Annotated in this window: 13 protein-coding genes and 1 tRNA gene; 5 read left to right on the top strand and 9 right to left on the bottom strand. The window is 47.7% G+C overall.

Features of this window, described 5'->3' with window-relative positions; genetic code table 11:
• Positions 1-286: 286 nt before the first annotated feature.
• The 4 genes from csgD to csgG are packed head-to-tail and all read left to right on the top strand — an operon-like array spanning position 287 to position 2,632.
• Positions 287-937 (top strand): biofilm master transcriptional regulator CsgD, encoded by a 651-nt coding sequence (gene csgD, locus ACJHXB_RS08750; RefSeq protein WP_000481500.1) that lies wholly within the window; start codon positions 287-289, stop codon positions 935-937.
• Positions 938-941: 4 nt separating this feature from the next.
• Positions 942-1,331 carry a curli production assembly/transport protein CsgE gene (gene csgE, locus ACJHXB_RS08745; protein ID WP_000833288.1) on the top strand — a complete coding sequence of 130 codons (390 nt, stop codon included), beginning with the start codon at positions 942-944 and terminating at the stop codon, positions 1,329-1,331.
• 24 nt (positions 1,332-1,355) lie between these two features.
• Entirely contained in the window at positions 1,356-1,772 is a 417-nt protein-coding gene (gene csgF / locus ACJHXB_RS08740; RefSeq protein WP_001264096.1) for a curli production assembly/transport protein CsgF, read from the top strand.
• A 26-nt stretch (positions 1,773-1,798) separates the two neighbouring features.
• The gene (gene csgG, locus ACJHXB_RS08735; RefSeq protein ID WP_001189321.1) at positions 1,799-2,632 is read left to right on the top strand and encodes a curli production assembly/transport protein CsgG; all 834 of its coding nucleotides are present in this window, start codon (positions 1,799-1,801) and stop codon (positions 2,630-2,632) included.
• A gap of 63 nt (positions 2,633-2,695) precedes the next feature.
• On the opposite strand, the gene ACJHXB_RS08730 is transcribed toward csgG, so the two are convergent.
• The 4 genes from ACJHXB_RS08730 to ghrA all read right to left on the bottom strand — a co-directional run bounded on the left by ACJHXB_RS08730 (position 2,696) and on the right by ghrA (position 5,597).
• Positions 2,696-3,187 carry a DUF1097 domain-containing protein gene (locus ACJHXB_RS08730; RefSeq protein ID WP_032159295.1) on the bottom strand — a complete coding sequence of 164 codons (492 nt, stop codon included), beginning with the start codon at positions 3,185-3,187 and terminating at the stop codon, positions 2,696-2,698.
• 101 nt (positions 3,188-3,288) lie between these two features.
• Positions 3,289-3,843, bottom strand: coding sequence for a molecular chaperone YcdY (ycdY, locus tag ACJHXB_RS08725; protein WP_001001926.1), 555 nt, complete (start codon positions 3,841-3,843; stop codon positions 3,289-3,291).
• A 23-nt stretch (positions 3,844-3,866) separates the two neighbouring features.
• On the bottom strand, positions 3,867-4,604 hold the full coding sequence (gene ycdX, locus ACJHXB_RS08720; protein ID WP_000283664.1) for a zinc-binding phosphatase: 738 nt from the start codon (positions 4,602-4,604) through the stop codon (positions 3,867-3,869).
• Between the two features lie 54 nt (positions 4,605-4,658).
• The gene (gene ghrA, locus ACJHXB_RS08715) at positions 4,659-5,597 is read right to left on the bottom strand and encodes a glyoxylate/hydroxypyruvate reductase GhrA (protein WP_000351297.1); all 939 of its coding nucleotides are present in this window, start codon (positions 5,595-5,597) and stop codon (positions 4,659-4,661) included.
• 233 nt (positions 5,598-5,830) lie between these two features.
• Here ghrA and ACJHXB_RS08710 point away from each other — a divergent pair.
• Positions 5,831-5,918 (top strand) — tRNA-Ser (locus tag ACJHXB_RS08710).
• A gap of 270 nt (positions 5,919-6,188) precedes the next feature.
• Here ACJHXB_RS08710 and ACJHXB_RS08705 read toward each other — a convergent pair.
• The 5 genes from ACJHXB_RS08705 to efeU form a co-directional block, all read right to left on the bottom strand.
• Positions 6,189-6,875 carry a DUF2726 domain-containing protein gene (locus ACJHXB_RS08705; protein ID WP_001605227.1) on the bottom strand — a complete coding sequence of 229 codons (687 nt, stop codon included), beginning with the start codon at positions 6,873-6,875 and terminating at the stop codon, positions 6,189-6,191.
• 561 nt (positions 6,876-7,436) lie between these two features.
• Positions 7,437-8,225, bottom strand: a complete 789-nt coding sequence (gene phoH, locus ACJHXB_RS08700) for a phosphate starvation-inducible protein PhoH (RefSeq protein ID WP_000533536.1) — start codon at positions 8,223-8,225, stop codon at positions 7,437-7,439.
• 598 nt (positions 8,226-8,823) lie between these two features.
• Positions 8,824-10,095: an iron uptake transporter deferrochelatase/peroxidase subunit gene (gene efeB / locus ACJHXB_RS08695; RefSeq protein ID WP_001199465.1), complete on the bottom strand. Its 1,272-nt coding sequence runs from the start codon at positions 10,093-10,095 to the stop codon at positions 8,824-8,826.
• A 5-nt stretch (positions 10,096-10,100) separates the two neighbouring features.
• Entirely contained in the window at positions 10,101-11,228 is a 1,128-nt protein-coding gene (efeO, locus tag ACJHXB_RS08690; protein ID WP_000154392.1) for an iron uptake system protein EfeO, read from the bottom strand.
• 57 nt (positions 11,229-11,285) lie between these two features.
• Entirely contained in the window at positions 11,286-12,116 is an 831-nt protein-coding gene (gene efeU / locus ACJHXB_RS08685; RefSeq protein ID WP_000497935.1) for an iron uptake transporter permease EfeU, read from the bottom strand.
• Positions 12,117-13,004: the final 888 nt, after the last annotated feature.

Here is a 13,004-nt window from a genome sequence, read left to right as displayed (position 1 = left end):
GCAATAAAAACCAAATGTACAACTTTTCTATCATTTCTAAACTTAATAAAACCTTAAGATTAACATTTTAATATAACGAGTTACATTTAGTTACATGTTTAACACTTGATTTAAGATTTGTAATGGCTAGATTGAAATCAGATGTAATCCATTAGTTTTATATTTTACCCATTTAGGGCTGATTTATTACTACACACAGCAGTGCAACATCTGTCAGTACTTCTGGTGCTTCTATTTTAGAGGCAGCTGTCAGGTGTGCGATCAATAAAAAAAGCGGGGTTTCATCATGTTTAATGAAGTCCATAGTATTCATGGTCATACATTATTGTTGATCACCAAACCTTCTTTGCAGGCGACAGCTCTCTTGCAGCACCTTAAACAATCGCTGGCAATTACAGGAAAATTACATAATATTCAACGTTCTCTGGACGATATATCTTCAGGCTCTATTATTCTTCTGGATATGATGGAAGCGGATAAAAAGCTTATCCATTATTGGCAGGATACTTTGAGCAGGAAAAACAACAATATCAAAATATTGTTGCTAAATACGCCTGAAGATTACCCGTACCGCGACATTGAAAACTGGCCTCATATCAACGGCGTTTTTTATGCCATGGAGGATCAAGAACGTGTTGTCAATGGGTTGCAAGGCGTCCTGCGCGGCGAATGCTACTTTACGCAAAAGCTTGCCAGTTACCTGATTACGCATTCGGGTAACTATCGTTATAACAGCACGGAATCAGCCCTCCTTACTCATCGGGAAAAAGAGATCCTGAATAAGCTGCGTATCGGCGCGTCTAATAACGAGATCGCTCGTTCGTTGTTCATCAGCGAAAATACGGTTAAAACGCATCTTTATAATCTTTTCAAGAAGATAGCCGTAAAAAACCGGACACAAGCGGTTTCCTGGGCAAACGATAACCTCAGGCGATAAAGCCATGAAACGTTATTTACGCTGGATTGTGGCGGCAGAATTTCTGTTCGCCGCAGGGAATCTTCACGCCGTTGAGGTAGAAGTCCCGGGATTGTTAACTGACCATACTGTTTCATCTATTGGCCATGATTTTTACCGAGCCTTTAGTGATAAATGGGAAAGTGACTATACGGGTAACTTAACGATTAATGAAAGGCCCAGTGCACGATGGGGAAGCTGGATCACTATAACGGTCAATCAGGACGTTATTTTCCAGACTTTTTTATTCCCGTTGAAAAGAGACTTCGAAAAAACTGTCGTCTTTGCACTGATTCAAACTGAAGAAGCACTAAATCGTCGCCAGATAAATCAGGCGTTATTAAGTACGGGCGATTTGGCGCATGATGAATTCTAAATAAAAAATTGTTCGGAGGCTGCAATGCGTGTCAAACATGCAGTAGTTCTACTCATGCTTATTTCGCCATTAAGTTGGGCTGGAACCATGACTTTTCAGTTCCGTAATCCAAACTTTGGTGGTAACCCAAATAATGGCGCTTTTTTATTAAATAGCGCCCAGGCACAAAACTCGTATAAAGATCCGAGCTATAACGATGACTATGGTATTGAAACACCCTCAGCGTTAGATAACTTTACTCAGGCCATCCAGTCACAAATTTTAGGTGGGCTACTGTCGAATATTAATACCGGTAAACCGGGCCGCATGGTGACCAACGATTATATTGTTGATATTGCTAACCGCGATGGTCAATTGCAGTTGAACGTGACAGATCGTAAAACCGGACAAACCTCGACCATCCAGGTTTCGGGTTTACAAAATAACTCAACCGATTTTTAAGCCCCAGCTTCATAAGGAAAATAATCATGCAGCGCTTATTTCTTTTGGTTGCCGTCATGTTACTGAGCGGATGCTTAACCGCCCCGCCTAAAGAAGCCGCCAGACCGACATTAATGCCTCGTGCTCAGAGCTACAAAGATTTGACCCATCTGCCAGCGCCGACGGGTAAGATCTTTGTTTCGGTATACAACATTCAGGACGAAACCGGGCAATTTAAACCTTACCCGGCAAGTAACTTCTCCACTGCTGTTCCGCAAAGCGCCACGGCAATGCTGGTCACGGCATTGAAAGATTCTCGCTGGTTTATACCGCTGGAGCGCCAGGGCTTACAAAACCTGCTTAACGAGCGCAAGATTATTCGTGCGGCACAAGAAAACGGCACGGTTGCCATTAATAACCGAATCCCGCTGCAATCTTTAACGGCGGCAAATATCATGGTTGAAGGTTCGATTATCGGTTATGAAAGCAACGTTAAATCGGGCGGTGTTGGGGCAAGATATTTTGGGATCGGTGCCGACACGCAATACCAGCTTGATCAGATTGCCGTGAACCTGCGTGTCGTCAATGTGAGTACCGGTGAGATCCTCTCCTCGGTGAACACCAGTAAGACGATACTTTCCTATGAAGTTCAGGCGGGGGTCTTCCGCTTTATTGACTACCAGCGCTTGCTGGAAGGGGAAGTGGGTTACACCTCGAACGAACCCGTTATGCTGTGCCTGATGTCGGCTATCGAAACAGGCGTCATTTTCCTGATTAATGATGGTATCGACCGCGGTCTTTGGGATTTGCAGAACAAAGCAGAACGGCAGAATGACATTCTGGTGAAATACCGCCATATGTCGGTTCCACCGGAATCCTGATAGATAAAAATGCCGGAATTATCATCCGGCATTTTACTGTTTAAGCGAAAGCGTGAGTGCCCCTCACGCTTTATTTTTGATTTGCTGCTCACGGTGAGCGGTCTTCGTACTACGCGCCGCCAGCCACAAGCCGCTGTTTTTCATTGCGTAACCAAATATCAACCCGAGCGCCAGCGAAGGTAACACCAGTTTCCAGTCACCCTGCCCGGCAAACGTCGCGCATGCGCCTATAAACGTTCCCGGAACAAATGAAAGCAGCAGCTGTTTGGCCTGAATACACATCAGAAACGCGACAATACCGGTTATGACATAACCGAGAATTTCCAGATGTGGTGCCAGTGCACTACCGTAAATAATGACCATCGCCCACACCACGCCACTAAGCAGGGTTGCAGCGGAGATCGCCAGCCCTTTCAGCCCACCTTTCGGGCAGGCAAAGTAGGCCGTACAGCCCAGGAAGCCCGCCCAGCTTAGTAAGCCCAGGGAAACAGCCACCCATCCCCAGATACCGGAGAGAATGCCTGTTGTGATTGCAATAGAGAGAAGTATGTTCATGCCGCGCATGATAGCAGAAAACGCGGCCATGAATGAGATCGAGCACACATTTTATGCAACAACAAATTATCTGTTGCAGTTATGAGTGATGCAGATCACATTTACTCTTCAGAATCTTCTTCCAGCTCGTCCCACATTGCACTAATGGCATCGCGGGTTAGCGGTGCCATGGTGCGCCAGAAAGGCGTGGTTGCATGAGCCTCCACTTTGCCGAGGAACGCACCACACCAGGGTAACAGATACTCACTGAACAGTGTTTCCAGTGCTTCGCTCTCATCTTCCGTTGACTGATCTTCCAGCCAGGAAGCCGCGAGCAGCAATGTACCGATGTGATCGGCTGGCGTATCCGCTAATGGCATCCCTCGTTCGGAAAGAAAAGTGCGCACTTCCGCTTCCGTCGCGCCCTCAACCCATGCACTACGATATGGCGGCACAGCACATTCATCGCCGATAAACAACGCATTGTAATCGGCAGAGACTTGCGTCATATCACAGCTTTTCTGTAAACGCGTCAGTAACTCATCCTGCTCCAGTGGCCAGTTCGCAGCCAGTTTCCCCTCACGAATCAGGGTAAACAGCGGCACCAGTAAAGGATCTTGTGGTTGGCGGTAATAGAGCGAACCCAGCACACGACAGAGGATAGAAAACTCGTTCATTAATATATTTCCATTACTAGTAATTAAAGGTCTGCAAATTCCGCAATCGGTGCCATACCGCGAGATTCAAGGAAGTTCAGTAAGCGGCGCGGAGAAACATTCAAAATGCGCTCTGGCGGAAAATCTACCGCGTCGAGGATTTTAAGACACTCTTCAAATTCACCCATGGTAAACGCGGTGTGAGAATCCGAGCCTAATGCCACCCAACCTCCAGCGTCACGTACCGCTGCGGCTACCGCACGACAGTTGTCTTCACTGCCCTTACGTGAGTGTAAAAATGAGGAATTATTGATTTCCAGCGCCACCTGATGTTTCGCAGCTGCTTCAGCAACGGCTTTAACATCTATTTCATATTTCGGATTTCCGGGATGGCTTATTATATGCACATTGCCGCTGGCGATAGTGGCGATCATCGCTTGCGTATTGGTCGCTTTGTCATGCGGCGCAAACACCGGCTCATGAAAACCGGCAATAATCAGATCCAGCGAATCAAACATTTTGCCACTGCAGTCAATTTCACCGTCAACATTTTTAATGTTAGCTTCGATGCCGCGCAGGATCCCTACTCCATCAACCACTCGCGGCCAGATACGCATGTTAATGAAGTGCCAGTGATGCGGCGCATCTTCCATATCCGGGCCATGATCGGTGATCGCAAAAAGTTTAATGCCCTTTTGTTTGGCCTGGGCAATGTAATCACTCAATGTGCTATATGCATGCGTGCTAGCAACGGTATGCATATGAAGGTCGACGGGATACATAACTCTCTCCTGTATTCAATTCCCGCCAAGGATAGCAGGAAACCTGATGCTTTATTAGTAGCCGCGTGCTCGGTCGACTTGCCCGCAGACCCTCTCCCCTTTTTCGAGCTGGGCAATAGTGCGAGAAATGTACTCCACAGCTTCAGCGGGACGGGTAATCGCGGCGACATGTGGTGTTATCGCCACGCCAGGATGTAGCCAGAGCGGACTTTCCGGCGGTAAGGGTTCGCGATTAAAGACATCCAGCATTGCACCTTTAACTTTGCCGCTATCCAGCGCCGCGAGAAGGTCATCTTCCACGACATGAACACCACGCGCCAGGTTGAGGAGATACGCGCCATCCGGTAATTTTTCGAGTAATTGTTGATTAATAATGCCGACGGTTTCAGGGGTATTCGGTAACAGATTAATCAATACCCGGCATTGGCTCAGAAATGCAGAAAGTTCTTCCCGTCCGGCAAAACTTTGCACGCCAGGCCACGATTTACGGGTTCGACTCCAGCAACGCAGCGGGAAGCGCCAGGTTTGCAGACTCTGTGCAACTTTACTGCCCAGTACGCCTGCGCCCAAAATGCCGATGGTAAAATCTTCCCGATGATATTCAGGAAGCGGTTGCCAATGCGAACTATTTTGCTGGATGCGATAATCGTCAAAACGTCGAAACCAATGCAGCACCTGACTGACAGCATATTCCTGCATTTGCTCGCCCATACCGGTATCTTCCAGGCGAAAAAGTGGAACAGAAGGCTTCAGCATTTCAGGGTGTGCCTGTAGCTTGCTCAAAATAGAATCAACACCGGCCCCGAGTGCGAACACCGCTTTAAGATCGCGCCCTGCCAGCATTTCAACTGGAGGATGCCAGACTAAAGCATAATCAGCAGAGTCATTATCTCCGCTTTTCCATGCTCTGACTCTTGCCTGAGGAATAGCTTTGCGCAGTGCCTCAATCCACCATTGGGTATCGAACGTTGGGTGATAAAAGATGATGTCCATACTGACTCCCGAAAAGCGTTGCGCGAAATTTATTCGCACTTATCGTTATGATCTACAAAAGCCACCAGCATAACAAATCCGTGGTCGGTGGCAAAAAAAGCAGATTTCGCTTATTAAAACTGCATATTGATTGAAGTTTGAATAAACGCGCGATTTTTTAAAAAAGTTTGTTGACCTCAGGTCATGATTTCCCTAAATTAGCGCCCGTTCCAGCAAGACAGGAACAACAATTTGGTGAGGTGTCCGAGTGGCTGAAGGAGCACGCCTGGAAAGTGTGTATACGGCAACGTATCGGGGGTTCGAATCCCCCCCTCACCGCCATCTTTAAAGAAGAGCTCGTACGAAGGTACGGGCTTTTTTTTCGTATATTGCACACACAGGGGGATGAGAAGCCCCGACCGGGGTTCGACAACTGGCGACAGCCAGTTGGACAGACCGTGAACGCAGTGAGCGGGCTGCCCGCAGGGCGAGCGAAGCGAGTCAATCCCCCCCTCACCGCCATCTTTAAAGAAGAGCTCGTACGAAGGTACGGGCTTTTTTTTCGTATATTGCACACACAGGGGGATGAGAAGCCCCGACCGGGGTACTTAGTTAATGCAACGGTTCACCCTTTGTCGCCGCGGCTAATGGGCGCATTTTGTCACGGGTATCCCAGACCGGAGGGATTTCATCCAATTTAGTGACAGAAGCTCGTACAAAAGGCACCCGTGCAATAGTCATAATCGTATTCAACCAACGGTCACGAATAATGCGATCTGCCCTTTCATGACTCGGATCATCCAGCTCAATAACACAGACTATTTTATTGTTCTTCTTTGAAACCAGAACATAATCCATTGCCATTCCATTATAAATTGCAAAGAAACGCTTTCTTTCTTCTTCGCTAAACTCGGGTTGTTCTGGAAAGTTGATCAAGCGCCCCAGAGAGACCTGGCAATGGATATGACAATAATGTCCAAACCATTTCTCCAGATTATCAAAATAGATTTTTTCACAACGCGTAATTAACCACTCTTTTCCTTCCAATAAAATACCTTCGGCAACCATTCCCTGGAACAACTCATCTCGTTCTTGCCAACGAGAGTCACGATAGGTTTTCTGCGGTGTATAGCTCCTTGTCGACGTCTTAGCCGCAGGGGAAGTTGCAGAGGAAGGGACTGGTTGCGATCTAGTGATGATTACCGATGAGGCAACTTTTCGGAGTGTCAATTTTCTGGCAACAGCAAAACCGGCGGCAAATGCAATTGTCAAACAAGTTACAAAAACCATAAAGCTCATAATTAATCTTCACCTATCCATGTTGATTATATTTCATTACTAACGCTACTCGCTGTAGCGAGTTACATGCCAACAATTCAACGATCTATATATAGTTAGTATCATGTTTTGATTATTACAACCATACCTATTTTGCCATTGCGGCTTGCCGTCCACAAAAAATAACAACACACAATATTAGCCAAAAATTTAATTAAGATTAACCTTATATTTTTAATATTATCCCTAAAAAATAAAATCAGGAGAATATATTCGGTGTTAATCAGTCAGTCAAATTTTGGCCCATTGTTGATTAAACCTCATACGCAAAATTGGCACCAGACCTCCTGTACAGGTTGAATGGCTGGAAAAAGATAGGCAAAAAACTCTCCGCGCTGGCGGCATTACATTGGTCGCGTGCTATGACGAAAAATGCCTGGTAAAAGTATCTAAACCAGAATTCATTTCAGCTTATCAACACGCTCAAAGTCGCCCCCAGAACGTTAACCTGAAGTGAAAGTCTTTGCTGTTAATGAAATAAAACAAAGCCCGGTTCGCCCGGGCTCTGCGCCGATAATACACTTAACTGTATGCATGTAGCGTACGTTGGCAAAGTGCCGAACGTACGCAATCCTCTTTACCGAATCGGACGATCCCGACCATTTCATCTTCTTCGAAACGTTCCAGCGCGTCACTTAATCCGGAGCGCACGCCGCGAGGCAAATCGCATTGCGTGATATCACCGTTGACGATAACCGTCACGTTCTCCCCGAGGCGGGTTAAAAACATTTTCATTTGCGCGGCAGTCACATTCTGCGCCTCGTCAAGAATGACGACTGCATTTTCAAAGGTACGTCCACGCATATAGGCGAACGGCGCAATTTCCACCTTCCCTATTTCCGGTCGCAGGCAGTACTGCATAAAGGAAGCCCCTAAGCGCCGGACCAGCACGTCGTAGACCGGACGAAAATAGGGAGCAAACTTTTCTGCGATATCTCCAGGTAAGAAGCCAAGATCTTCATCGGCTTGCAGAACTGGACGGGTGACGATAATCCTGTCGACATCCTTATGTATCAGGGCCTCTGCCGCTTTTGCTGCGCTGATCCAGGTTTTTCCGCACCCGGCTTCGCCCGTGGCGAATATCAGCTGCTTACTCTCAATAGCCTTCAGATAGTGCAATTGCGCTTCATTTCGCGCGAGGATGGGCGAGGTATCGCGACTGTCGCGGGCCATACCAATGGCTTCTACGCCGCTCATCTGCACAAGCGAGGTGACCGATTCTTCTTCACGCTGCTTATGGCTGCGCGAATCCCGTCTCAGCACACGTTTTGCCTCGCGACGAGCTTTGATCACTGCTTTTTGTCTTCCCATGGAGAGCACCTTGAGTTGTTTGTATTCATCACACGCGCCGTTGGCAGCGCGATTATGCGCACGAACATCAGAGGGTTGGCTTCCTTGTAAGCCATAGTTTGCTTTTGGATAAAATGCCGAAAAACGGCTACGCGCACCGTTTACGGCGTCGGTAACACATGAAAAGAAAGGATGAGGTTGAAAATACAAAGTGACGAGATGACTACCGGAGGAGAAATCTCCGCGAGTGGTGGCGCGCTGATTATCTAAAACATGTCCAGTACAGGACGTTACCATCCGCGATCTCCATAGTGACTGACTATCACTGCCGGGAACTTCCGCTGCTACTTAATAAGTACAACAGATCTCGCATTCATTGCAACAATATATTCACTTATATTTAACGATAAACACCCATTTCGGTGACATTAGTTTCTACTGGAAAGATGACAGAGTGATGACAGAGATGAAAAAAGCTGTGTGCTTTCAGCAGGATTCGCAGTACTGGTAAAAGCTTGCCGGATGCGGCGTGAACGCCTTACCCGACCTACAAGTGATTAATAATTTGTGCACCAAACTCATGCCCGATAAACCTGCGCATCGGGCATATTTGCGTCGTTCAAACCTGTAATAGCGCCCTTCCCAGATAATCGTTCGTGTCCTTCACCCCCGGCAGCGCAAAAAAATAACCGCCGCCGATAGGTTTAACGTATTCCTCCAGCGCTTCGCCATTGAGCCTTTTTTGTACTGTCAGGAAGCCTTTTTCCAGATCGTGTTGGTAACAGACAAACAGTAGCCCCATATCCAGTTGTCCGGAGTTGGTGACGCCCAACGAATAACTGTAGCCACGACGCAGCATCAGGCTGGACTCACTCTCTGGCGTGCGGGGATTCGCCAGCCGGATATGGCTGTCCAGCGCAATCACCTTCCCCTCCGGATCGCTGGCGTAATCGGGAACATCATGCTCATGCTGCATTCCCAGCGGCGCACCGGTTTGTTTGTCGCGACCAAAAATCGTCTGCTGTTCTTTCAGTGGCGTTCTGTCCCAAAACTCCACCCGAAACTGAATCAACCGCACCGCCTGGTAGCTGCCGCCGATTGTCCACGCAGGCTCCTGCTGATCTGCCGTCACCCACACCACTTGTTGCATCAACTTATCATTCTGGCTATCGGGATTGGCAGTGCCGTCTTTGAAACCCAGCAAATTTATCGGCGTCTCTTTGCCTTTACTACGCGCCGCGTGATCGGAAATAAACCCTTCCCGCTTCCAGCGCACACTGAGCAAATCCGGCGTGTGTTTGATGATATCGCGCAGCGCATGGATCACCGTATCCTGGGTGTTGGCGCAAATTTGTAGCAACACATCACCATGACATAACGCCGCATCCAGCGAGTCATTAGGGAAACGCGTCATCTTCTGCAACTTTTTTGGCATCTGTGGCGCAAGGCCAAAGCGCTCATCAAACAATGAGTGACCCACCGATAACGTGATGGTGAGATTATCGGGCGCAATGTAGCCGCCAAGAATGCCGGAATCGAGTGGTGGCAGGCGCGGATTTGGCGTTTCTGGTGCCGCTCCGCCCTGAGTCAGAAAAGCAAAACGCTGAGTCAACAAGCGAAACAACCGTTCAAGATCGGCTTTATCGCTGGCAAGCACATCAAACGCCACCAGCATCATTGCAGCCTGTTGTGGTGTCAGGATCCCTGCCTGATGCTCACCATAAAACGGCTGTTTCTCATTGCGTGCATACGGTGAAAGCGTACCCGGCGCACTTTGCGTTTTTTGTGCATGAGCGACCGGACAACTTCCCGCCAGCGCCAGTGCACCAATCCCTTTCAGTAAACGTCGGCGTGACGGTTCATTCACGCCGTTTTCATCTTTATACTGCATAACGTTTAATCCAGTCCCAGCACACCGCGAAGTTGCGCCAGATCTTCCGCCAGCGCAGTAATCGGTCCTTTCAGTGCATTCCGGTCGGCATCGGTCAATTTGTCGTAGGTTTCAAAACCGTCTTTAGTACGGTATTTCGCCAGAATGGTATCGACCTTTTTAAAGTTGGCATCGACTTTTGCCAACAGTTCCGGGTTGGCTTTTTGCAGTTGTGGACGCAGTAGATCGACAATTTTCTGCGAGCCTTCAACGTTAGCCTGGAAATCCCACAGATCGGTGTGGCTGTAGCGATCTTCTTCACCGCTGATTTTGCTGGCTGCCACTTCCTCAATCAGTCCGGCTGCACCGCCGACCACTTTTGAAGGTGGGAAAGCCAGTTCACTGATGCGTTTTTGCAAATCGACCACATCGGTATAAAGCTGGTCGGCATACTTATCCATCCCTTTGGTGGTGTTGTCGCCAAACAATGCTTTTTCCAGACGGTGGAAACCGGTGAATTTTGGATCGGCGGCTTTTTGCTCGTAATCATCTTCACGGGCGTCAATACTGCCATCCAGATCGGAGAACAGTTCAGCAATCGGTTCAATGCGCTCATAGTGCTGGCGCGTCGGTGCATACAGTGCTTTCGCTTTTTCGATATCGCCTGCTTTAATCGCGTCGGTAAAGGCTTTGGTGTCGGCCACCAGCTGCGTGGTTTCCGCCATGACATACGCTTTATATGCAGTAATTGCACCACCAAGACTTAACAGCGCATCACTTTGCGCCGCATCCGCCGTTGCCTCACCTTTGACAATCAACTTCCCTTTCGGGTTAGTCAGCAGACCGCAGGTCATATCGTATTCGCCAGGCTGTAAATTCGCCGTCATTTTCTGGCTAAAGCCAGGGGCGATATTTTCTCGCTCTTCCACCACCATCACGCCTTTGAGGATCTCCCACTCCAGCGCCTTCTGGCTGTGGTTCTGAATAATGAACTGTGTTTTCCCGGCGTTAACCGTAATGGTCATCGGTTCGCACTGCTTATCCGTCACGGTCACTTTGACCTGCGGCACATCAGCGGCGTTAGCCATAAAAGCAGAAGAAAACAGCGCAGCCACGCTCAACTGCAATGCGTTACGGCGGAAGTTAATGGTCATGACGAGACTATCCCTTTAAAGTATGTTGTAACTAAGCAAGAGTTTGCGTCGTATTTGCTACGCGGAGCGAGACGCTGTCGCCCCTGCGCGTGGTGGCAGGGCAAATGCCACCAGCGCCGGGATGAGATAAATAAACCAGACGGCGACTTCGCTGACACTTGGCGCTTCCTGATAGCCAAAAATCCCTTCCATCAGCGTGCCAAACAGCGAGTGAGTTGACAGCACCGCGCTCATATCGAAGGCGATTTCCTGAAAGTGGTTCCACAATCCGGCTTCATGAAATGCGCGAATAGCACCAGCTGCCAGCCCTGCGGCGACGAAGAGAATAAACAGGCTGGTCCATTTAAAAAATGCACCAAGATTGAGGCGAATACCGCCCCAGTAGAGCAGGAAGCCGAGCACCACGGCTGTAGCAAGACCGAGCATTGCACCCAGCGGCGGCCAGATCCCGACATCTTGTTGAAATGCCGCCAGCAGGAAAAAGACCGACTCCAGCCCTTCCCTTGCAACGGCAAAAAAGACCATCATCACCAGCGCCCAGCCATGATGATTTCCACGCTGCAATGCGCTATCGACTGCCTGTTCCAGTTGCACTTTGACGTTGCGCGACACTTTGCGCATCCAGAAAACCATCCAGGTAAGGATCACCACGGCGATCACCGCCACGATACCTTCAAACAGTTCCTGTTCTTTTTGCGGAAATTCGCCGGTGGTTTCGTTAATGAAGATACCCAAGCCCAGGCACAACGCAGCGGCAAACAGCACGCCAATCCACATCACACCAATCCATCGGCCTCGCTGGGTACGCTTAAGATAGCTGGCAATCAAACTGACAATCAGCGCGGCTTCAAGTCCTTCGCGCAACATAATGAGAAACGGAACAAACATGCCACCCACCCTTAAACGTTTTTCTGAGTCAATCTATGCAAAGAAAAGTAAATCGCAGTGATATCGATTATCATTACGGTAAAGAAAAATACAAGCGGAATGTTTATAAAATGATGTTGGAATGTAAAAACGAGGAGATCAAATCAGGAGATAAAAGCGATTATTTTAAGGTATTTAGCTGACTTTTCGCCCGGCAGATGAAGCTTGCACGAATGTTGGTGGCGACAAACTCGCTGCAGCGTGCCCCGAAGGGTTGAATTTTCATTTTGTCGTTTCACAAAAGAACGTTGTTTTTTGCTTATTAATAGATAGTGATAAGGTTGTGAATAAAATTATACCTCATCTCCTCATCGAATTTTTCGCCCCAACCTAAACAGGAGAAAACGTGTATTTAAGCCTGGAATGAGCGATTTTTGATAGTGCGTAATTAACCCCAAAAACTATAATCCTCCTTATTATATTTCCAGTGATATCATTTTATGGCTAATGCTATATACAATTCTACATCACGATAAAACGAAGCAGGATGCGAATTAAAAAAGTCACATAGAATAAAAATAGAAATCTTAACCAAAAGTAAGAGATTCTCGTGAAAATCAATCATCAAACACACTAATACATAAAAATCAATAAGCTGATAATTAATCAAAGCTTTTTACTCACGATTTTTTACTATATTATTACAACCCCACTAGTATTGAATACAGAAAGAGAAGGAATAAGATGAGACGCCACTGTTTTCAGATGAACCCTGTAATTAGGGTCGAGCATATAATCCATCTATTTCTCGGTCGATGAATTTGAAAATCTTACGCGTTAATTTTCCCTCTGGCCAAGGGCTAACATCGAATTAACAACAAGGCTCACGAATAATTGTAACTACGTACT

It is taken from the genome of Escherichia sp. WS3227_2 (assembly GCF_046486495.1).
Lineage (GTDB): Bacteria > Pseudomonadota > Gammaproteobacteria > Enterobacterales > Enterobacteriaceae > Escherichia > Escherichia coli.
Note: the sequence above shows the minus strand (reverse complement) of the source record. Positions and strands in the feature narration are given on the sequence as shown.